Source organism: Erythrobacter mangrovi (genome assembly GCF_013260645.1).
GTDB classification, from domain to species: domain Bacteria; phylum Pseudomonadota; class Alphaproteobacteria; order Sphingomonadales; family Sphingomonadaceae; genus Qipengyuania; species Qipengyuania mangrovi.
Genome location: NZ_CP053921.1, coordinates 2,571,481 through 2,597,017 on the forward strand (window position 1 = coordinate 2,571,481; position 25,537 = coordinate 2,597,017).

Sequence of the window (25,537 nt, forward strand, 5' to 3'; positions counted from 1 at the left end):
GGCGCAGCAGCTTTGGGGAACTGACGGCTGCCACGCAAAATTGCACGATCCAGGCTTGAACAGTCCGGCCAAGGGATAATCGACGCTTGAACCAGCTCAAAGGATTCAGGGAGCCAATCTCGCACAGATAGTGGAGGTGGCGATGCCACTGCTGACCAAACATGAGACGACCCTCTTGCCGCCTGTGCAAGGCAGATGGTTCAAGATGGCACTCCAGGCCATCATTTGGCTGGGCACAACGATTCTTCTGCTGCTGCCCAAGCGGCCCTTTGGCGGAGGAGAGATCGAGCTGATCTATGATCCGGCGAATCTCTCAAGTCCGCTCAACATTCACGACCAGTATTTGCGCACATAAGATCTAGGATCGCCCTCCGTTCGGATCGTGTCGCCAAAGACGAGTGTTTGTCGTTCCGGCGCAGCGTATGGCTGCCAGTCGGGAACATGGCCGTTGTTAGGGTTGCCTGTAGCTGCGAATGCGGCCCAGCTGGAGGCGATCGCTTTGGCGAGCGCGACCGCTTCCTTGCCCGAGCCATTGAGAGCCCCACGCGTGTTGTAGAGGCTGGGCGCGACATCGATGCCATGCACGGCACCGAATCTGCCGTCGGCCGCCGGACTTGGTGCGGTCCACAGGTATGTCCAGACCGGTGCCCCTTGCTGTTTCGCCTTAAGTTCGGCCTGGGCAAATGCTGCCTTGCGAAACATCAGATCGGAGTCGAGCCGAGCGGCGATGAGGAAGGGTTTTGCCCCCGCGTCCTCCTCGCGATAGTCCGCCAATGCATCCTTTGCCCGCCCGCCAAGCCGCTGCTCTGCAAATGCGAGGAGTTCTGCTTCCGACATCGCGAAGTTGCCCATGCGATATGCGCGCTCATCGAGGGCGGTAGATATGATCATGGGTACATTGGCGGAAATGGGCGGAGCATCTGGGTCCCAAGGGTGGCGTGGCAGCGCAATTCCGTCGACTACAGGTGCAAAGGACCGTGGCGCTTCGCCCTTTGCCCTATCGGCCGCTTCGAGTTTCGCCTGGGTCTCGAGCAAGACGGTCCAGGGAACCTGCTGCAGTTTGCGAGCATCGGCTGGCAGGATATCGAGCGCATCGAGGAGCCGCTTTGCGGTAGCCGTTGCCATCTCCGGTGGCATCATGCGTAAGGCCGATCCGCTCATCACGCCAGCGCGGTGGAACAGGCCCTGGCCACCTGGCATTGCCATCAGGACGCTAGTCTTGGCACCGCCACCTGATTGCCCATAGACAAGCACACGATCGGGATCGCCGCCAAAGGCCGCGACGTTCTCCTTCAGCCAGGCAAGGGCCGCCACGATGTCCTGCATCCCCACCGTGCCCGACGTTGCGAACTCTTCCCCGGCGAACTCGGCCAGATGGAGAAACCCGAATGCACCAAGCCGGTGGTTGATCGCCACCACGACGCAGTCGGCAAAGCGGGCCATCTGTTCGCCGTCCATGCCCACTGAATTACCTGACCCGCTATAGAAGCCACCGCCATGCAGGACGACGATAACGGGGCGCTTGGCATTGAAGTCGAGATTTGGCGACCATAGGTTGAGAGTGAGATTGTCTTCTCCCATTCCCGAAGGATTGCGGTCGACCATGATGAGGTCGGCGTAGACCGAGCGGCGATCCCCGGGCAATTGCGGCGCGACGTCCGACCAGTGCAGTGCATCGCGGATGCCAGCCCAGGGCTTGACCGGCTGGGGAGGCATGAACCGGTTGGTGCCCGATGTATCTGCGGCGTAATGAATGCTGCGGAAGGTCGCCACGCCTCCCGTTGCCAAGCCGCGGAGCTTCCCTTGGGCGGTCTCCACCACCGGGAACAGTCCGGCCGCAGAAAGCGGTCGGGTCAGGATCGCGGCCCCAGCGGCCAAGCCGGTGCCCATTACGGCCCTTCTCGTAATCATCGGTCATCTCTCCCCATGGAACGAATCCACAAATCTCACATTTATTGACATTCTAACCAATTGCCAGCAGGAAATAAGAGATTTTGAGAATGCGGTATGGCAATCGTTTCGACCATGCTGAGATTTTAAGGTGCTTCGATGGGTAGATGGCGAAAGGTCTGCGGTGATTAGAAATTGGGGTTTGATGATTGGGTCGCTCTTTCGTCATTGCGGATCGAGCTAATAGATGTCGGCTGGCCGGCAGGAGGAGTTCGTTGTTTCGCGACGGTTCGCCCTTGCAGGAGCGGGTGGCCTCCTAGCTTCGCCCGCGCTCGGCGGGCCGCTGGCAGGCAGTAGTATGGACCGGCGCAGAACACCCGAGGCTTCAACGACTCAACGCAAATGGGCGGCCAGGAACCTCCGTGGCCTCATGAACCTGTTCCTGCCCTCGTTCGGGACCGACGGGAAATCGCTCGACGAGGAAGCAATCCGTCATGACGTCTGCCATGCGATCGCGCAGGGTTTTTCTGGCACGATGCCGATGATCAACTGGACGCTACCCGAAGATCCGCGCTGGACTGAGTTCTATCGGATCGTTCTGAGCGAGGCGAACGGGCGATTGCCGGTACATGGAATCATTGCCGGGCGCGACCCGGAAGGAGACAGAAAGCTGCTCCGCAAGCTTGAAACGCTCGGCGTGGAACTCGTCTTGCTCGCTTCAACCTATCCAGCCGACGCGGATGCCTCCGCCCTCTATGCGCTCATGGCGGATCGGATCACGGCGACAGACCTGCCAATCATGCTCTATGCCGCAACAGGCAGGCGCGGCTTTCCCAAACTCGGGCCTGCCGGCCAGCCGCTTGCCGTTTATGACCGAATTGCCGACCTCCCCAACGTCGTGGCGATGAAGGTTTCGCAGCCGGTTTCGCTCACCTCGACAATGCAGTTGTGCCAGACGGTCGGAGATCGTTTGTCCGTCGGTCCCGTGAACCTCGACGTCCTGCCCCTTTTGGCGCGCGAGTTCCGGATCAGCTGGAGCGGGCAATGGAATGTCGAGGCCGTTCAGACGCCGGCCAGGCAAATTGGCAATGCCATGCTCGCAGCGTCCGAAGCAGGGGACTTCAACCTTCTCGATGAACTCGCGGTTTCGATCGAACCGGCGCTCTCGCATTTCTTTGCTGTCCAAGCCCCGGTCATTCGTAGCGGCGCCCACCCCTGGCAGCACAATCGCTACTATCAGTGGCTCGGTGGCGGCAATGGGGGTCTGCTCCCGATTGACCCGCATGCTCCAGCCGGGGCGGTGCCGGTCCTCGATGCCAAGGCGCGCAGCGAAATGCGCGCTGCGTTCCGGGCGAGCGGACTTGAGCCAACCGATGCAACCGACGACCAGTTCCTGGTCGGCCGCACAGGCTGGGCGCGCGGTCGACGCCCCGGCGATGTTTTGGAGCGCCCCTACTATTCAGCCGAATGATCGGGCGCCTCCGGGAGAGAGAGAATGAAGACTGTCGGAAATGCAAAGGGCCTGGTGAAATCAATGGCCACTGCGGTGCTGGTCGCGGGGCTGTCCCCTGGAATGACAAACGCCGCCGATGAGCGGGAATCTTCGACTCCCGAGAGGCCGACCTTGGCGACTCGATCGGGGCCGGTTGTCGGCACTCGCGAGGGTAGGTCCGAAGCCGTCAATGTCTTTCGCGGGGTCCGATATGCGGCGTCTACCGAAGGTCATCGCTTCGAACGTGCGGTCGATCCTCGGCCTTGGACGAAGCCCTTGGACGCGAACGGTTTCGGAAATGACTGTCCTCAGCGACCCTCAGGTGACGTGCCGGTCTTTTCTTCCTGGGCCAATCCACAGCCAATGAGCGAGGATTGCCTCTTCCTCAACGTCTGGACCCGTGGGCTTCGCGATGGAAAGAAGCGTCCGATCATGGTCTGGCTTCACGGTGGGGGTTACGTAACCGGATCCGGTTCGAGCCACGGATACGACGGGGCACGGCTGGCTGAGCGGGGCGACGTCGTCGTGGTCACCCTCAATCACCGACTCAATGGATTTGGCTACAGCTACCTCTCCGGACTGAGCGACGATCCGAAGTATGCCGATGCCGGAAACCTTGGCAGCCTCGATATCGTCAAGGCGCTGGAGTGGGTGCGGGATCATGCCGATGCGATTGGCGGCGATGCGCAGAACGTCACTATCTTCGGTGAGTCCGGGGGTGCCGCGAAGGTAAGCACACTCATGGCCATGGAGGGTGCCCGGGGCCTGTTCCATCGTGCCATCGCGCAATCCGGCTCGATGTCGCTTGCCGGGTTCTCCCCACGTCTTGCGACTCCGCTGGCCAAGGATCTGATGAAGTCCGCACGGGTGACAACGGTGGAAGAGCTGGCGGCGCTCCCTATGGATGCATTCATCACCGCAATGATGGAATCGCGCAGCAAAGGGGCGTTCTTTCGCCCCGTGGTCGATGGTCGATCGCTAACGCGGCACCCCTTCACTCCTGACGCGCCCCCAATATCGCGCGACGTGCCCCTGTTGGTTGGTACCAACAATACCGAAATGCGGCTGCAAGGCGGATTGGGGAGCCCTGAGAATTTCAGTCTGTCGTGGGAACAACTGCCATCGAAACTCGGTGAACTTGTCGAACCTTCTCAAGTGCAGAAGGTGATCGACGGGATGCGCCGCGTACACCCTGACTATGATGCCAGCGAAGTCTTTTTCCAGGTTGCGACCTTTCGCAACTACCGGGGGACCGCCTTGCGTCAGGCGGAGCGCAAGAGCGCGTCCGGCGGCGCAACAACATATATGTACCGCATGGATTGGAAGACGCCGGTAGAAGGAGGACGCCTGAAATCACCTCATGCCCTTGAGATCGCATTCGTGTTCGACAATGTCGCGAGGTCGACCAGCTATACCGGACCGGAGACCGACGCGACGAAGCATATGGCCGATATCATGGCCGACGCCTGGATCGCCTTCGCCCGAACCGGGAATCCGCAAACCAGCGCATTGCCAGACTGGCCCGCCTACGATGTGAGCAGCCGCACGACGATGGTGTTCGACCTCCAGCCGCAAGCGGTGAAGGATCCCGACGGAGGCGAACGCGAACTGCTGCAGGAACTCTTGCCGGACGGGCGGTCGTTCTGATCTATGGCCGGTCACCCGGTGAAGGATCAGGACGACCCCATTTGCATCATCTCGATCTCGTGCCCTTCGGGTGCGAGGACGAAGGCGATGCGCGCCGGACCGAAACTGACAGTCTCACCCTTCTGCGATGCTCCCGCGGCAATCACACGCTTGAGGTCCCGGTCGAGGTCCCGGGTAATCATACCGACGGGTCCCCACCCGTTGCCCAACTCGATCTCCCTGCCGTCCTTCCAATGGAACAGAACGATCGTGGCCGAACCAGTCTTTCCCGTCATCATGTGTTCGCGGAATGCCGGAGTGTCGACTGTATCGGCGTGCGTCATACCGAACCCGTCGACGAAGAATTTCGTCGCCGCCTCAATGTCGGTGACAACCAATTTGACGAAGGCGAACAGGGCTGGGTTGGCATCTTGCATGGGGCACTCCTCAAGAGGTTTGGCGGACGGGATCGCCAGGCGGTCGGCTGGTCGGGAGCGAACTGGAAATTCTGCCATCAACCGCCAGGGCCTGGCCCATGGCGGGGCCAGGCTGGCCCGCCCAATGGCCTCCGCCGCCGTCGTGCGATGTGAGCAGACTTACAAGGTCGATGATGTGACCCTCCCGGACATCTGACATACCCAGTATTCAAATAATAACGTGAGGGCAATCGCCGATTGGAAGCCTCGCCGGATGGGGGGTGACGTCAAGCGCGAACTCGAACCTAGCCCGGCGGCGTGGGTCATCATCATGAAAGGTGCGGGGCCTCAAACCCCTTCTTCGAAAAATTTGACAATCTAACCAGTAGGAGTGAATACGTGTACGAGATCCAAGGAGATTCGTAGATGACCTACTCAAGAGGCCGCATCGTCAACGACGCCGATGCCCACACCATGGAGACGCAAAACTGGCTCGCCCCGTACCTTGAGGGCGAATACAAGGAGATGTACTCCGAAGTTTATTCGAAGCGCGAAGGCGGTGAGCGGATCACCAAGATGATCGATCTCGCCAAGGCCCGCAAATCGGATCCGGAAGCGCGCGCCAAAGCGGCCGAGAACCCCATTGAAGGGCCAAAGGGATGGCTCGGCTATGGTGGCTTTGACAAAGAAGAACGCGTTGAAGCTCTCGACTGGCTTGGATTCCAATGCCAGCTGGTCTTCCCGACTTTCGGCCTTGGTGCGATCACTAGGGCTGCGACCGACGACCAGCGCTATGCGGCGGCACGCGCGCTCAATCAGGCGCAACAGGATTTCTGCAATGCCGACCCGCGCCTGATATGTGTGGCCTTTGCCCCGCTCGACGATCCTGATCGAGCGCTTGAGGAAGCGAAGTTTGCAGTCGACAACGGCGCGGGTGCCATCATGTTCTCGGCCGGGCCGGCCGGCGACAAGAGCCCCGGCCATGCCGATTTCGATCCGTTCTGGCAGTACCTCCAGGATCGCAGCATTCCATTCATGCTGCATATCGGTCCGGGCACAAAGACCCAGCCCAGCAAGTTCAAGAATAATGGCCGTGAGCGAGCACCAGATCTCCATGGCGGCGGGGAGAACCTGCGCTTCCCGGATTTCCTCTGCCTGTGGTACGCGCCGCAGGAATTTCTCACGGCGATGGTCTATGATGGTGTCTTCCAACGCTTTCCCGACCTGCGCGGTGGCGTGATCGAAAGCGGTGCCGGGTGGGTTCCCGAATTCCTCCGCATGCTCGACCACGGCTGGTACTCGTTCAACAAGACGGACCCCTACCTCAAAGACATGGACATGATGCCGTCCGAATACATCAAGCGGGCGGTCCGCTTCACTCCTTTCCCCAACGAAGACGTTGGCCGCATGATCCGCGACAGCGCGCCGGAGCTCTACATGTTCTCCAGCGACTACCCGCATCCGGAAGGGACACGGGATCCGCTGGGCAAGTTCGAAGCTTCGCTCGCAGGTTTTGACGAGGAAACCCAGGACATGTTCTTCCGAAGCAATTTCGACCACATGATGTTTCGCGACGGCGAGGCAATCGCCGAAGCCGCCGAATAGCCACGACAATCAATGGGGGAGCGGGATCCCGCTCCCCCTTCTTTCATGCTGTTTCGAAGCGCATGAGATCGATAATCGGTTCTGCGCTTTCAGCATGGTCCAGCTCGTCGCAAAGGCTGACAAGCCTGTCAGCCTGATCTGCGCCCAGCACAGGTGCGACGAGCTCGCGCGCCTTCGCTTCGACTTCCGGCTTGGTTAGCGGATGCGTCGGAAATCCGGGCACATAGGGCACGAATTTCTCCAGGCGCCGCCCGTCATGGAGCTGAAGCGTTACCCGAGCGCTTTCGGTCCTATCCTCGCCATCGCCGGTTTCTTGAGCATCGTCGCGAACGATCTTGACGCGCCTAGCAAAGTCCGCCGTGGCGGTATCGTTCAGTAGTCGGCCAAGCGACTGTGCCGCGGTGAAGTCAAGCCTGCCATCCAGGAATATGATCGCTGCCAGATAGGGAATATTCAATGCAGGCATGTTCGCCCGCTCGAAGGTCACGGCCTCGCCCGGCATTGCCACTGTAATCGATTGCACATCGTCCGGCCCGACCGACTGGCGGAACTCGAGCAGGGCCCTGACCGCCGGTTGCGTCGGACCGCCCACCGGGTAGCGCTTCATTGCCGCAAGTGACAGCTCCCAGCGCTGGTTTAGGCCCTCCACAAGCGATGCGTGATCGGCCCCTTCTCCCTGGAAGCTCCGCCAACGAAACCAGCCGGCAAGGTTGTCGAAACTGTCGGGCACGCCGGTAAAGCCCAGCCCTGCCATAAGCGCGGCCTGGTATCCGTTTCGCGCTCCCATCCCGCCAAATACAAAGGCCTTTTCAACATGACGCTCGTCTAGCAGCCATTGCCAGGAACCCGACGCCTGCTGCGCACAGTAGGCGAGCATATGATTAACCTGGAAGGCAGACAGCCCGATGAGTGGCGCCGCAGCTGCAGCCGCCCCAAAGGTTGGCGCGACCCCGTGGTTGGCGAGGCCTGCCAAGTAAAGATTTCGGGTTCCGACAGCTTTGGGGATCCGACCCGCAATCTCATAGCCGACGATAATGGCGCTCACGAGATCGCGACCGCTGCGCCCGTGTTGCCGCGTGGCCTCGATGGCCACCGGAACGATTGAAGGGCCTGGTTGCACATACGCGGAGGGTATGAAGTCATTGATCTCGGCAGCGTGGGCCGTCATTGCGGAGGCGAAGACTGCATCGATCGCACTACTGGTTTCCCTAGTGCCAAGGATGGGGCTGCCCCCTCCGGGAGAAAGGGCGTTGGCATAGCGGCGCCCAAGCACCGCGGCCTCCAGCGAACTGCAGGCAACAATCGACGCCAGCGTGTCGAGGATATGGAGGCGTGCCCTTTCGCGGATCCCTTCCGGGACCTCGTGTCTTGGTGCATCGGCAATATAGTGTGTCAGGAGAGGCGCCACCGGTACTTGGCGCTGATCGCCCGCGGAAGACCTTCCCGATTGCGACCGGACTTCCTGCGCCAAAGCGCGGGCGCTTAGCGCGCCGGCGACGACGGCGGCAGATCCGCCCGCGATCGCCTGACGTCGTGAAATGGGCATGCCGACTGCCATCTGCTCGATCCTCCATTCGCCTCGTTGAGGGAGAGCAACTGAATTCGCGAGCGTTGACAGTCAAACAAATAGTGTATTTCATGCGGGTAGGAGTACGACAGGTCAGTCTTGCCATTGGATCGACGGGAGGCCAGAGGGTTGCCATGGAAGCGCGACGCGATGAGCAGGACCGTGGCGAGCAAATTCTTGCTGCTGCCGAGAGGCTCATACTGGAGACCGGTACACCCAGCATCTCCTTGAACGAGATCGCTGCGCAGGTGGGTGTGAGCCGAAGCCTGCTCTACACCTATTACGATGGCGTGCCCCAGATCGTTGACGCGTTGTTCCGCCGGCACACACAGCGCCTGGAGCAGTTGATCGACGCACGGTTGTCAGGTGCCAGTGGGTTTCGGGAACGGATGGTCGCCCTGTTCGGCGCTTACCTCGAAAACCTGGTAGAGCATGGGCCGCTTGCCCTTATTGTCCTGCGCGAGCGCAACCAGGACAGCCCATTGAGCGAGGAGAGCTCGCGCCTGTTCAGGCGAAACCTGCGTGGCATGGCGCGGGACGTCAGCAAAGAGCTCAAGCTCAATCCCCGTGAAGCGTTCGTGTTCCTGGAGTTGCTAGCAGCAATTCCCGAATCGCTTTCGCGAATGGTACGGGACGGCCAGATCAGGATTGAGGTGGCGCTGGCAACATGCGCGCGACTGGTATCCGAAGCAGTGCAGGCGATGTCGATCGAGAAGGCGTGAGTCTAGCCGCCGGATGCAATCCGGTCATCGCTGGCGACACCGGCCATGATTACCGCCAGGCAGAGCTGCTCGACCACGCCCAGCGGAGCGCGTCCCGCGGCAACGATGCCGCCCGCCTTGAGTGATACTGCGGTCAGAGCGGCGGTTGAAGCGCGGGCTGTCTCGACATCCATTTCCCCGGTCTTCGTCAGGCGCTGGACTATGGGCGCCCGCGCCGTTTCGGTTGCAGACTGGCGTTCGGCCCGGAGCGCAACTTTCACTTCCGGCACACGCAGCAACATCTGGAGCAAGGGGCCCCGCTTGGCAGCTTCATGAAGGTAGCCAATAGTCGACAAGACGATGCGAGTGTGCCGATCAGAACTGCGGCTCACACGGGTTCGCCGGCTCCGCTCCTGCTGAACCACTTCGCGTCGGGCTAGCGAGATGAGCAGTTCTGTTCGACCGCCCACGCAATTGTTGACTTGCGTTTCGCTGATCCCGAGCTCGCTGGCGATGCGTCGAACGTTGACCGCGCTGAGCCCTTCTTCGAGCGCGATCGCTGCGCTCGCATCAAGAATCTGGTCTCGACGACTGCCACTGTCCATTCGCCGCCGCGTGCCCGGTGATTGACGCGGCTGACGAGCGCCAAGGGCCACCGCCTCGCTCAATCCGACCGGCGGCGGGGGCAGGTCCGGCCGTTCGTCCCGCGCATCTTCATTGCGCATCCAATGCGCGCGACTGGGCCGGGGAATGTTGAGGCGATCGCAAATCTTGGCGAGACCATTGCCTGTCAGGCCATACCTTGCAGCCACCTTGCCCATTGGTTCCCGCCAGATCTGGCTGAACAGTTCGGCACGCGTGAGCTGCATCGCAAAGCCAATAGCCCAGCGTTCGATTGCTGTCCATTCACGCCTTCAGTGCGCGCAAAAGCGTCCGTCAGTCACGACTCATACCGCATTTTCAAAATCCCTTATTGTTAGATTGTAAATATCGCGATATCCCTCATCCAAAGAGAAAGGGAGGAATCGGGTGAATCGTCTTCGGAGGGCGACTGTCGGCGCCATTCTTGTAGCGTCATTCTCGCAAGCTAGCTTCGCGCAGATGCCAAAGGAGATTACTCCCGCGGTAGTGCAAGTCGAGGCTGGCAGCCTGGTGGGTTCTGATGAAGATGGCATACTTGTTTTTCGAGGAGTCCCCTACGCGGCCCCGCCCGTCGGCAATCTTCGCTGGCGCCCGCCGCAGCCAGTGGCACATTGGCCAGGAGAGAGGGCGGCCAGCGCGCACGATGCGCCTTGCCCACAGCCGGTAGATCTCGATGCGACCGTAGCGAACTTCGGCGGCGTCAGCGGCGCTCAGTCCGAAGACTGTCTCTACCTCACTATCTATGCGCCTCCGAAAACCAGGAAGGCACCGGTCCTTGTGTGGTTTCATGGTGGCGCGTTCTTCCTCGGTGCGGGTCATCTTGGATCCTACGATGGGACCGCGAACGCTCGCGATGGTGTCATCACCGTAGGGGTCAACTATCGTCTCGGCGCGCTGGCCAATTTCGTCCATCCGGCGCTCGCAGCGGAGTTTCCCGAGGAAGCCAAGGGCAACTATGCCTTGCAGGACAGCGTGGCGGCGCTCGAATGGGTTCGGGAAAATATCGCAGCTTTCGGCGGCGACCCGCAGAATGTAATCATCGCGGGGCAGTCGGCAGGCGGGGGCATCGTCACTGCCCTGCTATCGCTCCCTGCTGCGAAGGGCCTGTTCGGCAAAGCCATAGTCCAATCCGGAAGCCTGCTTCTGCCTGATCGCGATCCGCACGACGCGAGCAAGCTGGCTGTAGGGGCGCTCACCAAGATAGGTGTTGCTCCCGACATTGATGCATCCGGGCTTCGCGCAATTTCCGCCCAGACCTTCGCCGCGTCACCAGACCTCCGCACCGGATTCTTCTTCACCAGCGATGCGAAGTACAAGCCGATGTCGACGATCGCAGCCCTACGGGCGGGCAAGGAAGTCGACGTGCCGCTGCTCGTAGGCTCGAACGCCGGAGAACGCGGCTTCAGTGCGGCCAGAACCTTTGCCCGATTGGCGGGTGATGAGGGCACCCCCGCCTTCCTCTACCGCTTCGAACATGTACCGGCATTTCGTACGGGAGAATGGACCAAGGGCCCAATCCACTCGGCCGAACTCATGTTCAGCTTCGACTCGATCGATCGTTCAAGCTGGGGCGGAGAACACGCCGATGCGACAGATCGTGCAATCGCCAGAACCGTAAACAGCTGCTGGATTGCGTTCATGAAAATGTCGCCCGGCGAGCGTTCGTTCAAGTGCGGCAACGGCTTCGAATTCAGACCCTACGGCGAAGGCGGCGATGCCGCGCGGTTCCAGACCGGTGGCCCCGTGATGGCCCCCGCAGACGGTCTGCCAGACGGGCCCGACGCAGAGAACTAAGCCAACGCCGATGGAGCGTCTGCGGCGCATGTGACGACGAAATAACAGGAAATGAATTCTCAGGGAGAGAGATATGAACCGGAAATCGCGTTATCTTTGGGGAACAATACTGTCCCTTCCGCTGATCACCTTGGCCGCCAGCCCTGCAAGTGCGCAATCTGCGCCTGCAAGTGATGACGCGGAGGCGAGCCAAACTGCTTCCCCTGACCCGAGCACCACAATCATTGTTACCGGTTCCTACATTCGTGGCACTTCGGAAGAGGGCGTGCTGCCGGTCGACGTGTTCGGATTGGACGAACTCAATGAACGGGGCATCGACAGTCCTCTGGAGTTCATCAAGACCCTGCCCTCGGTTGGCCCGGTTCTGGGGGATTCCAATCAGTACGCCGCCGGCGGTAGTCAGGGGGTCGGGTCGATCAACCTGCGCAGCCTGGGAAGAGAGCGCACGCTGGTGCTCATGAACGGGCAAAGGTTCTTCCCCGAACCCGGAGACGGTGCGGCGGATACAAACCTGATCCCCTTGTTCGCGCTACAAAGGGTCGAAGTGCTCAAGGATGGTGCGGCATCGACCTACGGTTCCGACGCCATCGCGGGTGTTGCCAATTTCATTACCCGCAAGAACTTCGAGGGGATAGAAGTCGCCGGCAACTGGCAATTCGTCAATGGGTCGGATGACAACTATCAAGCCAGTATCCTGGCCGGGAAGAATTTTGGAGCGGCCAACATTCTTGTGGGTGCCGGCTTCCAGCATCGCTCGGAGCTGCCTGCTACGGAGCGTGCATTCACCCAGCGCCCCTATGAGGTTAACCCTTCGGGCTGGTCGCCCCTAAACAACCCTGGGGTCTATCTGCCGCAGACCGCGACAGGTACCACACTGGGCATCGGGATAGATGGACGGTTGCTTGATGCATGCGATGCAGTGGGCGGTATCGAAGTACCGATTTCGACCTTTACCACCTGCCGTTATTCCTATGTCCCCTTCGTCAATTTGATCGAGAAGGAGGATCGCTATCAGGTCTATGGCCAGGTCACAGTCGATCTGTCGGATACACTGTCTTTCCATGCGGACGCGCTCTACTCGCATACCGAGGTCCCCGAACTAGGGTACTCTCCGAGCTACCCTCCCACGCAAAGCGTGCGGGGGCCAGGCACGAGTTCGCGATTCATCGTGCCGCGTAGCAACCCCTTCTATCAGAATTACATCGATACGACCTTTGGACCCGGATCCGTGCCCGATCGCTTCTCGGCCTATTCGGTGATCGTGTTGTGGCGACCATTCGGTTCCTCGAGCAACCCTCTGGATCCCCGCGGCGCGGGTGAAGGCGGGGCGTTCAACAATGCCTGGCGCATAACCGGTGGATTCGAAAAGGAGTTCTCGGACAGTTTCCGCGTCAATCTCGACGGGCTGTTTTTGCGCAGCCACCGCAAGGCATTCTCGTACGATTTCGTCAGTGACAGGCTGCAGCGCGCGCTCAACGGCTTGGGTGGACCTGCCTGTACCGGAACAACGCCAGGCGCCAATGGGTGCCAGTACCGGAATCCCTTCATCAGCCAATCGCCCGGCAACGCAGCGCTTGGGCTGACCAACCCCGCATATGTTCCGGGAACAGAGAACAGCGAGGAACTCATAACATGGGCGCGCCAGCAGAATGGTACTTCGGCCTATGAGGAATTGTGGACCGCCGATCTGGTTTTCAGTGGCGAAACGCAAATCGGAGGGATGGAGCTTGGCTATGCCTTTGGCGCCCAACACCGCGACAGCCATTTCGTCACCCGACCGGTCAACAGGTTTAGCGATCCCGATGCCTATCCCTGTGCAATCGATGGCGACCGCACCTGTCTCGATGATCCAACCGACAATCTTGTGCCCGTCGGCGCCTTTACCTTCCTTGGCCAGTATCCGGCCGCCAACCTGAGTCAGTCCATCAATGCCCTGTTTGCCGAGGTCAAACTCAATCCGATTGACTCAATCGAACTGATCGGTGCGGTACGATTTGAGGATTACGGCGACCCGGTCGGATCGACCATCAACCCCAAATTCTCTGCCAGAGTCCAGGCAACTGACTTCCTCGCACTCAGAGGTTCAATAGGCACGACCTTCCGTGGTCCACTGCCGGGAGATCTGACCCCGGCAGGCGCCAGTGCAGTCGCGGGTATCAGCGCCATCAACAACGAATATCGTGCGACGGACTCGGGCGGGAACCCCGATCTCGATCCCGAAACGGCCCTGACCTACAACGTGGGCGCGGTACTGACCTTCGGCGGATTCACATTCAGCGCGGATTTCTGGACCTACGAGTTTGAGGGCCGGTTTACCGACTTGCCGTTCCAGGCGATCGCTAATCTCGTCGCCCCGGGCACCTCGGGCAACCAGTTGGTGGATTGTTCCAGCCCGTTCACGCAGTTCGTCACCTTCCAGGGTGGCGCGTGCACACAGGGGACGACCATTGCGCGCGACATTGCCCGCATCCGCACGCAAACCGTCAACGGGCCGGACGTCACCACCCGCGGCCTCGATCTGACCCTCAACTACAACGACACATTCGGTAGCGTGGACGTAAATGTCGGCATCAATGCGACCACCGTTCTGACCTACAAGTTCGGAGATTTCGAGTACAACGGCCTGCTCTTCAGCGAAGGATATGAGGCAGCTGGCTGGTCAAACTTCGGGCGTGCACCCGGAACGGTCTCGAAGTGGCGTGGCAGCGCGTTCGCCTCACTCGGATTCGGGCGGGCCACAGTTACCTACAACGCTCTCTATATCAGCGGAGTGGACGACAATCGCTGCTACAACCAGACCACAGGCGCCGTGATCGATCCGTGTGCGGTGACTGAGTTCGGTGGCACGAATTTCGGTCGTCATGTCGGCAGCTATATGCAGCACGACCTGCTCGCTTCGGTCGATCTTGAACTGGCAGGCGTCGATGTCACACTGACTGGCGGGGTTGAGAATATCTTTGACCGCGATCCTGCGGGAGCCCGCCTTGAATACGGCTATGACCCGTTCATCGGCACTTCCATCGGGCGTACGTTTAAGATCGCAACCAAGGTTCGCTTCTGACTCCTCTCAGGAGCGAAGGCGCGGGGTGCGGCCTGCGATTCCTGCCGCATCCCAACGGAGGGTCGGTCGAACTCTCAGGCCGACCCTCTTTTTGTTTGTAGACCTACCGAATGGGACACGAGATGATGAAACCAAGCTTCTGGCTCACCGCAACTGCCCTTCTCCTTGCGGGGCCGCTGGAGGTGGCGGCCCAGGATGCAACGCCCATAGTCGCGACCGATAGCGGTCGCGTTCAGGGTCTCGCGCAGGGTGGCGTCGATACCTTTCTCGGCATTCGATATGCCGCCCCGCCAATCGGCAGGTTGCGGTTCCAGCCGCCCCAAAAGCCAGACGCATGGAGCGAAGTGGCCGACGCCACGGGAATGGGCGCGCCCTGCATGCAGTTCTACACCCCCAGCGGCCCGAACTCCTCCGATCTTACCCGGCAGATCCAGGGAATTTTTCCCACCGGCACAGAAGCCAAGACCGACAATGAGGATTGCCTGTTCCTCAATGTTTGGACCCCCGACGCATCCCACGGCACCAGGCCAGTGCTGATCTGGTTCCACGGAGGCGGGTACAACTATGGTTCGGGTGGCTGGCCCGCCTACAATGGTCGCAACCTTGCCGCCAAGGGCGATGTGGTGATCGTCACGGTCAATCACCGGCTCAACGCATTCGGCTACCTAAACCTTGCCGAGAAGTTCGGGTCAGATTTTGCCGCGTCGGGGAATGTGGGCAATCTGGACTTGGTCAGGTCACTCGAATGGGTGCGCGACAACATCGCTGCCTTCGGCGGTGATCCGGGCAATGTCACGATCATGGGCGAATCCGGTGGCGGATCCAAGGTCAGCCACCTTATGGCGATGCCCGCAGCAGCCGGTCTGTTTCACAAGGCGATCGTGCAATCGGGCCCTGGCGTCATCAGCGGCAAGCCCGCGGATGCCGCACGCTACGCCGACGAAATTCTTGCCGCAGCTGGAGTTTCGACAGCTGCGGAGCTTCGCTCGATACACCCCGAGGCGCTCCTGGCGGCGGTTCGCAAGGCGAGCCCCGCCGATGCGGGATTCGGACGCGGCCCATCGTTCGGGCCGATTGCCGACGGCACGATCGTCCCGCGCGATCCGTTCATACCCGCAGCGCCGCCGCAATCTCGCAACATCCCGCTCATGATCGGCTACAACAAGGACGAGATGACCCTGTTCCTTGCTGCCCAACCCTGGTTCGGACGGATCGACGACGCGGCGCTGGATATGATGGCCAAGGGTATGGGCGAAGATGCGGTCGCTACAATTGCGGCCTATCGCAAAATGTACCCCGATTACTCACCAACCTACATCGCTTCTGCCGCGATGGGCGCTCGCTTCGTTCGTGGCACCTATCTGCTAGCCGACCAGCAAAGTAGCACTGCGGAGGCGCCGGTCTACGTCTACCGGCTGACCTGGGAAACCCCAGTGGGGAATGGTGTGTTCAAGACACCTCATACGCTCGATATCCCGTTCATGTTCGACAACGCTGAGGAGAGTGCTGCCCTAGTGGGAAGCGGTCCCGAGCCGCAAGTCATGGCCGAGATGATGAGCGATGCCTGGCTAGCCTTTGCGAAGACCGGAACCCCCAAGAGCAGGCTGTTGCCCGATTGGAAGCCCTATCGGCCAGACCATCGACTGGTCATGGAACTAGACGTCAAGCCACGCCTGGTCGACGATCCCGAGGGGACCATTCGCACGATCGGACGATAGGTGTGCCTGCTACTGCTTTTTGGTCGGAGCATGCCGACCCGCGGGCGCAAGCGCATCTGACCGATTGCCCTGCTTCGAGAGTGCAGGGCAAGTTGCCATATGCGTACCTAGTTTTCTGCGATGTCAGATATAGCCACTCTATAAGAATGATAATTATCATACCCGATATTCGAAATTAGGGGAAGCGCCCTTGCCTCTTCGACCTTCCACCGACTACATCAAGCCAAAGCCGGTAGAAGCCGGCAGTTGAACGAGGAGAGTCTGACATGCGTGATGCCGTTATCGTGTCCACCGCGCGCACGCCGCTTGCAAAGTCGCTCCGCGGAGCATTCAACGCCACCCACCCGGTGCAACTCGGCGCGTGGTCCGTCGAGGCGGCGGTCGAGCGCGCAGGGGTATCGAGCAAAGAGGTGGAAGACGTGATTGTGGGCGCGGCCAGCCAAGGTGGCGCACAAGGCTTCAACATGGGGCGCCAGATCGCCTTGCGCGCCGGAATGTCGGTCGACGTTGCGGGCATGACCATCGACCGTCAGTGTTCGAGTGGCCTGATGGCGATAGCTACAGCGGCAAAGCAGATCATCGTCGATCGGATGGATATCTGCGTCGCAGGCGGGGTCGAATCGATCACTGCAATCCGCAACAATGTCGGCAAGCCGATGCGGGACGAAGTGCTGCTCAAGATGCATCCTGACATCTTCATGCCGATGATCGGTACGGCGGAAGTCGTGGCCAAGCGTTATGGCATTTCTCGCGCCGATCAGGACGCCTACTCGCTCCAGTCGCAGCAGCGCACGGCGGCGGCTCAGGCCAGTGGCCGTTTCGACGATGAAATCATAACTGTCTCGACCGTGATGGAAGTCAAGGACAAGGCCACCGGGGAAACTTCCCGTCAGGATGTCTCGATCTCGATGGACGATTGCAACCGTCCCGACACGACGATCGAAGGCCTGGCCAAGCTCCAACCCGTGATGGGCGACGGCTATGCGATCACGGCCGGCAACGCCAGCCAGCTCGCCGATGGATCGGCGGCCAGCGTGCTGATGGAAGCCAAGATCGCAAAGGCACGCGGCGTTGCACCGCTGGGCCGGTATCTTGGGATTGCAGTCGCAGGAACCAAGCCTGATGAAATGGGTATCGGGCCGGTATTTGCGATCCCCAAGCTGCTTAAGCGCTTTGACTTGACCGTGGACGACATTGGGCTGTGGGAGCTCAACGAAGCGTTCGCAGTGCAAGTCCTCTATTGTCGTGACAAGCTTGGAATCCCCGATGACCGGCTCAACGTGAACGGAGGATCGATCGCGATTGGCCATCCCTTTGGAATGACCGGTGCGCGCTGTGTTGGCCACGCCCTGATCGAAGGGCGGCGACGCGGGGTCAAATATGTCGTCGTGACGATGTGCGTGGGAGGGGGAATGGGCGCAGCCGGACTCTTCGAGGTGCTGTGATGGCTACTGTTGATGTTGCACAGCCCCTGAGCTCAACCATCGAGTGGTCTCCGCCCGAGAACTGGCCGGCTCGCAGCCGCGCGGAATGCAGGGCCATCCTGACCGCCCCGGGACAGCGCTTCGAAATGGAGGAAATCGAGATCCGCGGGATCAGGCTGCGGACCTGGAAGAACGCGCCACCCAACCTACGTGCCATCGCTCTGCTGGGCCAGTCGCATGCCGACCGTGAGTTCGTCATCTACGAGGACGAGCGGGTCAGCTACGATTCGTGGTTTCGGGCGGTCGCAAATCTGGCTCACGACTTGCGCGCGCGAGGGATCGGAAAGGGGGATCGCGTAGCCCTGGCCATGCGCAACTTGCCGGAATGGCCGGTCGCCTTCTTCGCTGCGACAACGATCGGCGCAGTATGCGTCCCGCTCAACGCATGGTGGACGGGGGCAGAGCTGTCATTCGGCCTCTCGGATTCGGGTGCGAAGGCGCTGATCTGCGATAGCGAGCGCTGGGAACGTATTGCCCCGCACCGCGGAGAATTTCCAGGTCTTGAGACGGTCCTTGTCACTCGCCATGAGGGCGAGCCGAGCGCTGCAGAGCGGCTTGAAGGGGTCATTGGCACTCCCCGCGAATATGCGTCCCTTCCACTTCGTGAATTGCCAGCCGTTGAGATCGCGCCGGAAGACGACGCCACGATTTTCTATACGAGCGGCACCACCGGCAAACCGAAAGGTGCGCTCGGCACGCATCGCAACCTGTGCACCAATATCCTTTCGGGCGGTTACAATGCCGCATGCGCGGTCTTGCGCCGCGGGGAGGCATTGCCCGAGCCCAAACCAAGGACGGGGCTTACAGTTATTCCGCTGTTCCACGTCACGGCCTGTTCGGCAGGCCTTATGAGCAATATTGCCGCCGGCAATACGATGATCTTCATGTACAAGTGGGACGCGGTTCAGGCCTTCAAGATCATCGAGCGGGAGAAGGTATCTTCGACTGGTGGTGTGCCAACGATCGCATGGCAGTTGCTCGAACATCCGGAACGCAAGAACTACAACCTGTCGAGTATCGAAGCCATCGGCTATGGCGGCGCCCCTGCCGCACCCGAACTCGTACGCAAGATACACGAGGTCTTCGGTGCCCTCCCCGGCAATGGCTGGGGCATGACCGAAACGATGGCGACGGTGACCGGACATTCGTCCGAGGATTACCTCAATCGGCCCGACAGCTGTGGCCCGCCTGTGGCTGTGGCCGATCTCAAGATTATGAGTGACGACGGAACCCGCGAATTGCCGGTGGGCGAGATCGGCGAGTTGTGGGCCCGCGGACCAATGGTCGTCAAAGGTTATTGGAACAATCCCGACGCGACGGCCGAAACCTTCATCGATGGTTGGGTCCGCACCGGCGACCTTGCGCGACTGGATGAGGAAGGTTGGTGCTACATTGCCGACCGCGCCAAAGACATGATCATTCGTGGCGGCGAGAACATCTACTCATCGGAAGTCGAGAATGTTCTCTACGATCATCCGGCAGTTACCGACGCCGCACTGATCGGGCTTCCCCACCAGCAACTGGGCGAAGAGCCGGCAGCTGTGGTCCACCTCGCTCATGGCGCCCACGTAAGCGAAGACGAGCTGCGCGACTGGGTTGCCGTTAGATTAGCTAGGTTCAAGGTGCCGGCAAGGATCGCATTCTCCAAAGAAACCCTCCCGCGCAACGCCAATGGCAAGATATTGAAGAAGGACCTGTTCAGCTTCTTTTGAGGATTGCCGGTTGGTCATTGTTGGCAGGTGCTGGGTCGGTGGCGTAATGCCGGACGAATTGGGGTAACCGATGGCAAGAGAGTCCGACGTGACCAGCAAGTTCGGCAAGAAGCGCGATGCGATTGTGCAAGCAGCGTCTGTCCTGATTAATGAAACGGGTGTGCAGGCGACTACTCTCACCAAGGTTGCAAAGGCAATCGGCCTCAACGCGACGAGCGTGACCTACTATTTTCCTCGCAAGGAACAGATGCTGGTCGCAACCTATGGCCAGACGATCTCCCTGATGAAGGACGTGTCCGCAGAAGCGCTTGCCCAGAACACGGTTCAGGCCCGCATCGCAAAGTTCATCTCACTTCACGTGGCAATGCGAGACAGGATCCGCCGAGGCGAACGCGGCTTGATAACCGCACTGTCGGAGATTAGGTCGCTTGAACCCGAGCATCAGGACCTGTTGCTCAACGGCTACCGTGAGGTCGTCAATGATGTCCGCTCCTTCTTCGGACCGCCAGCCGACGAACGAGAGCGCGCGTTGTTCTCCGCCAGGGCTCATATCCTGATCGAGGCCATGCTCTGGTGGCCAGTGTGGTCGCTGCGCTACTCTGTTCTTGATTTCCCTCGCGTGGAACGGCGGATAATCGACCTGTTCTGCTTCGGCATTCCTGCGCAGCGGGGCGATTGGCAGCCGGCCCCGCTCGAAGACGGGGGATGGCGCAGTCAGGCGTCTAAAACCGCAAGTCAGACCGACGAGTTCCTGCGCGCAGCGACCATCATGATAAACGAGCGCGGCTATCACGGTGCCTCGGTTAACCGCATCGCCGAAGCGCTCAATGTGACCAAGGGCAGTTTCTATCATCACAACAATGCCAAGGACGAACTCGTTCTGGATTGTTTTCAGCGCAGTTACGACCGCCTTTCCAAGGTGCAAATGGCAGGCACCAGGATGGAAGGCTCGCATTGGCATCGCCTTTCGAGCGTCCTGAACGAGCTTATGGAGCTGCAGTTCTTCGACGCGATGCCCCTGCTGAGGACAACCGCGCTCCAGGCTCTGGACAGCGCGCAGAAGACCGATGTGGTGATGCGATCCAACCGGCTGGCGCGGCGCTTTGCCGGTTTCCTCATCGACGGTTTCGAGGATGGCTCGGTGCGCGCGATCGATCCGTTGGTGGCGAGCCAGGTGCTAATGTCGACGCTAAACGGCGCCTATGAGGCCAGACGTTGGGCTTCGCGCTTCGATACAAGACAGGAAGCAATCTCGACTTATCTGTCCGTACTCTCGCATGGAATGCTCGCCGAACCAGACTAGCCGCGGCTTCAATGGTGGTGGCGCGGCTCTCGCACCTTTGTGAGCAGGAGCGACAAAGCAAAGACCTGAGCGAACAGAACCATTGCAAATAGCGGTACGAAGCCTTGGGCTGCTACCAGTATTCCCGCGAGGATCGGTCCGCTGGCCGCAATCGCGCCCTCGACCGTTGTCACCAAAGCAAGCCGCATGGGCGTATCCTCCATCTTGCCGAACTCGAGCACCATGGTGGTTGAAGCCAGCATCCAGCCGGATCCGCCAATTCCCAGCAATGTGAATGCGGCATAGAACGGGATGAGGCTGCTTCCAACAATCATCAGCACGACGCCTGCCGCTGAACAGCACAGGGCAATCAGATAGACCAGCTTGAAGCCAAACCTGTCGCCCAGCGGGCCCCAGATCACATTGGAAACCGTGTCCGAACCAAGGAACGCAAAGCTCAATCCGCCGATCAGGGCGCCATCAAGTCCCAGTCTGCTGCCAGCATAGACGATCCAGAATGGGGCCCCGACGCGAGCCATGGTCGAAAAGGCCTGTACAACCAGGAACGCCCCAAAATCCTTGTCCCGCACCAGCTCCGGAAATTGCCGGAAGCGCTCCCGGATCGAGACTTGTGGCCGCGAGATCGGTGCGACCGGTTCGCGGATCAGGTATTTCAGCGCGACCAGCCCTGCGCTGGTGAGGAGAAACGCGAACAGGAAAGTGGTCGCATATCCGTTGCCCAGCCAGTTGTCCGCGATCAGGTAGTTTCCGGCTGCCCATGCAAGCACCGCGGCAATGAGTCCGCCGGCGAAATTGCGGTATCCCTGAAGGCGCCCGCGTTTCCGGATGGGGATGAGCTTGCTCATCAACATCTGGAAAGCGACCCGCTGGGCCCCGGTGAAGAATCCGAGGAAAAGGAAACAGGCGAAGGTCACCAACATCAGGGCGTGGCCCGTCAGAAACCACCCGGCCAAGGCCAGGCAGAGAATCATGACCCGCATCATCGAGCCGACGCGGACGGCGAACGGCAGGATGTAGCTACGGTGCTCGATCCGGGATCCGGTTAGGATAGGACTGACTGTCGCCCCAAGTTGCAGCATTGCCGATCCAAGCCCTACCGCCGCCGTGCTGCCGGTGAGCAGCAAGAGGTAGGCAGGGATAATGGTGGGCGCGTAGATCAGGCGAAACCCCGTCATCCCCAGCACACCATGGATGAAATTGGCCCGGTAGTTTCGCGACAGGTTCTCCTCGACAAACTGCTCGTGTCGCTCGAGGGCATGGCGACGCGGGTCGTCCACGACGGTGGATCTCAGGTCGGTGTCCAATTGTCCGGCTCAGCTATCTCACCGGTGAACCGAATGAACCATCGCGGATTGCCTGCTCGCGAGCCTCGGCTTCGCGCGCGCGCAGCCGTTCCACATTCTCGCGATGGCTGTTCTCCGTGATTGGGTACAACAGCAGGAAGAGCGCCCCGACGGACCACAACCCAAACGACGCCGGTATGTAATGCACGAGCAGGCTCTTCTCCATTGCCACCGTGACCTGCGACAATTCGACCCGTGCAGGGAACTGGGACAGTTCGAGCACGATCCCCGCTGCGAGGATTCCGAGCCCTGCCGAGCATTGCTGCATGAAACTCGATGCAGCGAAGAAAACTCCGGCCGTATGCTGTCCGGTGCGCACGGCATGGTCTTCCACCACGTCTGCCAGCATGGAAGAGGTGTTGATCAACGAGATGGCGATCATCGAACCGTATACCGCACCGATCACGAACAGCGTTGGGACGAGATAGGGATGTCCCGGGCGGAAGAAGAGATCGAAATAGGTCAGGACCAGCGGCGACAACCCGAGGACTATTCCGCCGATTGCCATGCACATCGAAGTGTTGCGCTTGCCAAACCAGCGAGAGAAATACGGCGCCAATGGTGCCGCCAGGGTGGCCGCGACCAGGCTATCGAAGGTCAGCAGTGCCAGCTGACCGGATTGCAGCTTGAAGACATATGTCCCGAAATAGAGGGTCGTTGCCGAGTAAAGGCCTATCGCGGTGTACTTGAATACACCGAAGGCAAAGATCGCCAGAAAACCGCGGTTGCGGAACGCACTGAACATTTCCTTTAGATGCGATGGAGGTGTTGCACCTTCCCCCAACTCATCCCGCTGGCGCAAGAAGGGAACACGCTTGAGGGTGCCGAAGCCGCAGGTCAGGATAGCAAGGAAGATCAATCCCCCTCCAAGCCATGCAAACTTCACATATCCTTCCGGATTTAGCTGCCCGCGCTCGAACTCTGGCGTAGCCACGAAGAAGACCGCGAGCGAAAAGGCCGTGAAGCCGAATGTCCCGACATAACCAAACCAATAGCGCAGCCCGAAGAGTTTCGTGCGTTCGGAATAGCTATCGGTCAGCTCGGGAGTCATCGCGCTAGAGGGAATTTCGAACGCACTGATTGACATGCGCGTCAGCGACGCAATGACAAAAATCCAGACCCCCATCTGCAAATCATCAAGTCCAGCGGGAGGAAACCAGGCCAGGACAAAGAACACAGCCGTTGGTAGCGCCGAGCCGAGTATGAAGGGGTGCCGCCGCCCAATCCTCGAGCGAGTCACGTCCGACCAGCGACCAATGAATGGGTCTGCTACTGCATCCACGAGCAAGGTGAGCGCAATGGCTCCCGAGACTATCGCCGCCGGGACCCCAAGAACCTGATTGTAGTACAACAGGAGATAGGTGGAGAACGCCGCATTCTTCACGCCATTGGCAACCGCGCCAAAGCCATAGCTAAGGCGCTGCGGGCGGGTCATCGTAGGTATCGACATGTGCATCGCCCTACTCCGCCAACTCGACGATTTCGTCAGCAAGCGCATAGAGCGCCCGGGCCCGCTTCCGCCGCTCGATCAGCGAGTAGTCCGGGAACATCGGATCATCGATATCGCGATAATTTCGCAAATGTTGCTTGGCGACGGTGACCTTGTGGACCTCGGTCGGCCCGTCAGCGATGCCCATGACCATCGACCCGATCAGGCTGCCAACAAAGGGCATTTCGTTCGATACCCCAAGCGATCCGTGTATGTGAATGCAGCGGTGCGCGATGTCGTGGTAAACCTTTGGCATCAGAGCCTTGATCGCAGCGATGTCCTTTCGGACCCTCCGATAGTCCTGGTACTTGTCGATCATCCAGGCAGTCTTCAGGACAAACAACTTGAACTGTTCGAGCTCGATATAGCTGTCGGCAATCTGCATCTGGACGGATTGGTAGTCGGCGATGGTGCCGGTCCGTGTCTTGCGACTAACCGCACGGCGGCTCATCGCGTCAAGCAGACGACGACAGGTGCCGACGGTCCGCATGGCATGGTGCACGCGCCCGCCTCCAAGCCTTGTTTGTGAAATCGCGAAGGCGCCACCTTGCTTGCCGAGCAAATGATCCGCTGGGACGCGAACATCCGTGTAGCGCACGTAACTTTCGGAACCGTCCTCCTGCCCGTAGACACCAACGTTGCGGACGATCTCTACTCCTGGTGTGTCAACCGGGACGATGAACATGCTCATCCGCTCATGCCGTGGCGCTTCAGGGTCGGTCACCGCCATCACAATCAGGAAGTCGGCCCACTTGCCGTTGGTCGAGAACCACTTCTCTCCGTTGATCTTCCAGTGGTTCCCGTCGATTTCGGCATGAGTCACGAAATTGGTAGGGTCGGAGCCGCCTTGCGGTTCGGTCATCGAAAAGGCCGAAACGATCTCATTCTCAAGCAATGGTTCGAGATACCGCTTTTTCTGTTCTGGCGTACCATAGTGGGCGATGATCTCTGCGTTACCCGTGTCCGGAGCCTGGCAACCGAATACGATCGGTGCAAAACTTGCTCCACCCAGGATCTCGTTCATCAAGCCTAGTTTGACCTGACCGTAGCCTTGCCCTCCCAGTTCCGGTCCAAGGTGGCAGGCCCATAAGCCTTTGCGCTTAACCTCTTCCTGCAAAGGGCGGACGAGTTCATTTCGTCGAGCGTTCTTGACGTCGTAGGGATGGATCCCGAGCAAGCCGAGTGGTTCGACCTTCTCTCGGACGAACTCTTCCATCCAATCGAGCTTCTGCTGGAATTCAGGATCGGTCTCGAAATCCCACGCCATCGTGCAATCTCCCATTTGCAGCGCTTGTATCCCCTTGAACCAAGGCATACCGCACTTTTAGAATGGGACAAGCGAAAGCTGTTCAAGGTCACAACGACCCGATCAAGGATCGATTGATAAGGCATTACCAGAGCAACCGCACCTTCACCTCTCGGCTCTAGCTGAGAGGAGTTGTCAGTCTCGCATTGTTTCCGGCCTAGCCCCCACGATTGGAGGCGTTTGGCCAAAATTTGGGCTTCCGATGTCGATTAAGCTCACCGTGAATCAGTCAAATGCGGTTGCTCTGGCAACACCTCCACAACCACTTCAACCTCGAACGCCACCTCATCGACAGACAGACCTGCAAGACCCGCCGCTCGGCCGGCCTGGTCGAGGGGCAACCGCTCATGGCCTGAGTGCTTAGCGTACAAGGGACAGCTGCGTCGGC

19 protein-coding genes are annotated in these 25,537 nt (G+C 60.0%); 12 read left to right on the forward strand and 7 right to left on the reverse strand.

Features of this window, described 5'->3' with window-relative positions:
- Positions 1–142 precede the first annotated feature (142 nt).
- A complete protein-coding gene (locus HQR01_RS12920) occupies positions 143–355 on the forward strand; it encodes a hypothetical protein (protein ID WP_173215252.1) in 213 nt (70 codons plus the stop codon).
- Here HQR01_RS12920 and HQR01_RS12925 read toward each other — a convergent pair.
- Positions 331–1,911: a carboxylesterase/lipase family protein gene (locus HQR01_RS12925; protein ID WP_173215253.1), complete on the reverse strand. Its 1,581-nt coding sequence runs from the start codon at positions 1,909–1,911 to the stop codon at positions 331–333. The genes HQR01_RS12920 and HQR01_RS12925 overlap by 25 nt on opposite strands.
- Positions 1,912–2,320: 409 nt before the next feature.
- Between HQR01_RS12925 and HQR01_RS12930 the strand changes: the two genes are divergently transcribed.
- Positions 2,321–3,361, forward strand: a complete 1,041-nt coding sequence (locus tag HQR01_RS12930; RefSeq protein WP_234030167.1) for a dihydrodipicolinate synthase family protein — start codon at positions 2,321–2,323, stop codon at positions 3,359–3,361.
- Positions 3,362–3,463: 102 nt separating this feature from the next.
- Complete coding sequence (locus HQR01_RS12935) at positions 3,464–5,029, forward strand: carboxylesterase/lipase family protein (RefSeq protein ID WP_234030321.1); 1,566 nt, start codon at positions 3,464–3,466, stop codon at positions 5,027–5,029.
- Positions 5,030–5,055: 26 nt separating this feature from the next.
- On the opposite strand, the gene HQR01_RS12940 is transcribed toward HQR01_RS12935, so the two are convergent.
- Positions 5,056–5,445 (reverse strand): VOC family protein, encoded by a 390-nt coding sequence (locus tag HQR01_RS12940; RefSeq protein WP_173215255.1) that lies wholly within the window; start codon positions 5,443–5,445, stop codon positions 5,056–5,058.
- A gap of 405 nt (positions 5,446–5,850) precedes the next feature.
- On the opposite strand from HQR01_RS12940, the gene HQR01_RS12945 reads away from it, so the two are divergent.
- Positions 5,851–7,029, forward strand: a complete 1,179-nt coding sequence (locus tag HQR01_RS12945) for an amidohydrolase family protein (protein WP_173215256.1) — start codon at positions 5,851–5,853, stop codon at positions 7,027–7,029.
- A 43-nt stretch (positions 7,030–7,072) separates the two neighbouring features.
- Here HQR01_RS12945 and HQR01_RS12950 read toward each other — a convergent pair whose 3' ends face one another.
- Positions 7,073–8,587 carry an MmgE/PrpD family protein gene (locus HQR01_RS12950; RefSeq protein WP_173215257.1) on the reverse strand — a complete coding sequence of 505 codons (1,515 nt, stop codon included), beginning with the start codon at positions 8,585–8,587 and terminating at the stop codon, positions 7,073–7,075.
- Between the two features lie 143 nt (positions 8,588–8,730).
- Between HQR01_RS12950 and HQR01_RS12955 the strand changes: the two genes are divergently transcribed.
- The gene (locus tag HQR01_RS12955) at positions 8,731–9,318 is read left to right on the forward strand and encodes a TetR/AcrR family transcriptional regulator (RefSeq protein WP_173215258.1); all 588 of its coding nucleotides are present in this window, start codon (positions 8,731–8,733) and stop codon (positions 9,316–9,318) included.
- A 2-nt stretch (positions 9,319–9,320) separates the two neighbouring features.
- Here HQR01_RS12955 and HQR01_RS12960 read toward each other — a convergent pair whose 3' ends face one another.
- Entirely contained in the window at positions 9,321–10,166 is an 846-nt protein-coding gene (locus HQR01_RS12960) for a TetR/AcrR family transcriptional regulator (protein ID WP_173215259.1), read from the reverse strand.
- Between the two features lie 232 nt (positions 10,167–10,398).
- Between HQR01_RS12960 and HQR01_RS12965 the strand changes: the two genes are divergently transcribed.
- From HQR01_RS12965 to HQR01_RS12990, 6 genes are all read left to right on the forward strand, one after another.
- Positions 10,399–11,733 carry a carboxylesterase/lipase family protein gene (locus HQR01_RS12965; protein ID WP_173215260.1) on the forward strand — a complete coding sequence of 445 codons (1,335 nt, stop codon included), beginning with the start codon at positions 10,399–10,401 and terminating at the stop codon, positions 11,731–11,733.
- A gap of 73 nt (positions 11,734–11,806) precedes the next feature.
- A complete protein-coding gene (locus HQR01_RS12970; protein WP_173215261.1) occupies positions 11,807–14,794 on the forward strand; it encodes a TonB-dependent receptor domain-containing protein in 2,988 nt (995 codons plus the stop codon).
- A gap of 122 nt (positions 14,795–14,916) precedes the next feature.
- Positions 14,917–16,512: a carboxylesterase/lipase family protein gene (locus HQR01_RS12975; RefSeq protein WP_173215262.1), complete on the forward strand. Its 1,596-nt coding sequence runs from the start codon at positions 14,917–14,919 to the stop codon at positions 16,510–16,512.
- A 266-nt stretch (positions 16,513–16,778) separates the two neighbouring features.
- Complete coding sequence (locus tag HQR01_RS12980; protein ID WP_173215263.1) at positions 16,779–17,957, forward strand: acetyl-CoA C-acyltransferase; 1,179 nt, start codon at positions 16,779–16,781, stop codon at positions 17,955–17,957.
- On the forward strand, positions 17,957–19,708 hold the full coding sequence (locus HQR01_RS12985; protein WP_173215264.1) for a class I adenylate-forming enzyme family protein: 1,752 nt from the start codon (positions 17,957–17,959) through the stop codon (positions 19,706–19,708). Before HQR01_RS12980 ends, HQR01_RS12985 begins: the two co-directional genes overlap by 1 nt.
- A 70-nt stretch (positions 19,709–19,778) precedes the next feature.
- Positions 19,779–21,011, forward strand: a complete 1,233-nt coding sequence (locus HQR01_RS12990) for a TetR/AcrR family transcriptional regulator (RefSeq protein WP_173215265.1) — start codon at positions 19,779–19,781, stop codon at positions 21,009–21,011.
- Positions 21,012–21,019: 8 nt separating this feature from the next.
- Here HQR01_RS12990 and HQR01_RS12995 read toward each other — a convergent pair whose 3' ends face one another.
- Genes HQR01_RS12995 through HQR01_RS13005 form a run of 3 tightly spaced genes read right to left on the reverse strand, consistent with a single transcriptional unit; the run spans position 21,020 to position 25,110 of the window.
- On the reverse strand, positions 21,020–22,288 hold the full coding sequence (locus tag HQR01_RS12995) for an MFS transporter (RefSeq protein WP_234030168.1): 1,269 nt from the start codon (positions 22,286–22,288) through the stop codon (positions 21,020–21,022).
- Positions 22,289–22,328: 40 nt separating this feature from the next.
- Positions 22,329–23,789 (reverse strand): MFS transporter, encoded by a 1,461-nt coding sequence (locus HQR01_RS13000; RefSeq protein WP_234030169.1) that lies wholly within the window; start codon positions 23,787–23,789, stop codon positions 22,329–22,331.
- Between the two features lie 25 nt (positions 23,790–23,814).
- A complete protein-coding gene (locus HQR01_RS13005; protein ID WP_173215267.1) occupies positions 23,815–25,110 on the reverse strand; it encodes an acyl-CoA dehydrogenase family protein in 1,296 nt (431 codons plus the stop codon).
- A gap of 272 nt (positions 25,111–25,382) precedes the next feature.
- Between HQR01_RS13005 and HQR01_RS15345 the strand changes: the two genes are divergently transcribed.
- Positions 25,383–25,505, forward strand: a complete 123-nt coding sequence (locus HQR01_RS15345; protein ID WP_267905492.1) for a hypothetical protein — start codon at positions 25,383–25,385, stop codon at positions 25,503–25,505.
- Positions 25,506–25,537 lie beyond the last annotated feature (32 nt).

Excerpts from the sequence above, each read along its gene's own strand:
- HQR01_RS15345 (WP_267905492.1), top strand. The coding sequence starts at position 25,383 with ATGCGGTTGCTCTGGCAACACCTCCACAACCACTTCAACCTCGAACGC.
- HQR01_RS13005 (WP_173215267.1), bottom strand. The coding sequence starts at position 25,110 with ATGGCGTGGGATTTCGAGACCGATCCTGAATTCCAGCAGAAGCTCGAT.
- HQR01_RS12975 (WP_173215262.1), top strand. The coding sequence starts at position 14,917 with ATGATGAAACCAAGCTTCTGGCTCACCGCAACTGCCCTTCTCCTTGCG.
- HQR01_RS12945 (WP_173215256.1), top strand. The coding sequence starts at position 5,851 with ATGACCTACTCAAGAGGCCGCATCGTCAACGACGCCGATGCCCACACC.
- HQR01_RS12940 (WP_173215255.1), bottom strand. The coding sequence starts at position 5,445 with ATGCAAGATGCCAACCCAGCCCTGTTCGCCTTCGTCAAATTGGTTGTC.
- HQR01_RS12970 (WP_173215261.1), top strand. The coding sequence starts at position 11,807 with ATGAACCGGAAATCGCGTTATCTTTGGGGAACAATACTGTCCCTTCCG.
- HQR01_RS12980 (WP_173215263.1), top strand. The coding sequence starts at position 16,779 with ATGCGTGATGCCGTTATCGTGTCCACCGCGCGCACGCCGCTTGCAAAG.
- HQR01_RS12920 (WP_173215252.1), top strand. The coding sequence starts at position 143 with ATGCCACTGCTGACCAAACATGAGACGACCCTCTTGCCGCCTGTGCAA.
- HQR01_RS12985 (WP_173215264.1), top strand. The coding sequence starts at position 17,957 with ATGGCTACTGTTGATGTTGCACAGCCCCTGAGCTCAACCATCGAGTGG.
- HQR01_RS12965 (WP_173215260.1), top strand. The coding sequence starts at position 10,399 with ATGCCAAAGGAGATTACTCCCGCGGTAGTGCAAGTCGAGGCTGGCAGC.
- HQR01_RS12935 (WP_234030321.1), top strand. The coding sequence starts at position 3,464 with ATGACAAACGCCGCCGATGAGCGGGAATCTTCGACTCCCGAGAGGCCG.
- HQR01_RS12955 (WP_173215258.1), top strand. The coding sequence starts at position 8,731 with ATGGAAGCGCGACGCGATGAGCAGGACCGTGGCGAGCAAATTCTTGCT.
- HQR01_RS13000 (WP_234030169.1), bottom strand. The coding sequence starts at position 23,789 with ATGACCCGCCCGCAGCGCCTTAGCTATGGCTTTGGCGCGGTTGCCAAT.
- HQR01_RS12950 (WP_173215257.1), bottom strand. The coding sequence starts at position 8,587 with ATGGCAGTCGGCATGCCCATTTCACGACGTCAGGCGATCGCGGGCGGA.
- HQR01_RS12990 (WP_173215265.1), top strand. The coding sequence starts at position 19,779 with ATGGCAAGAGAGTCCGACGTGACCAGCAAGTTCGGCAAGAAGCGCGAT.
- HQR01_RS12930 (WP_234030167.1), top strand. The coding sequence starts at position 2,321 with ATGAACCTGTTCCTGCCCTCGTTCGGGACCGACGGGAAATCGCTCGAC.
- HQR01_RS12960 (WP_173215259.1), bottom strand. The coding sequence starts at position 10,166 with ATGCAGCTCACGCGTGCCGAACTGTTCAGCCAGATCTGGCGGGAACCA.
- HQR01_RS12925 (WP_173215253.1), bottom strand. The coding sequence starts at position 1,911 with ATGATTACGAGAAGGGCCGTAATGGGCACCGGCTTGGCCGCTGGGGCC.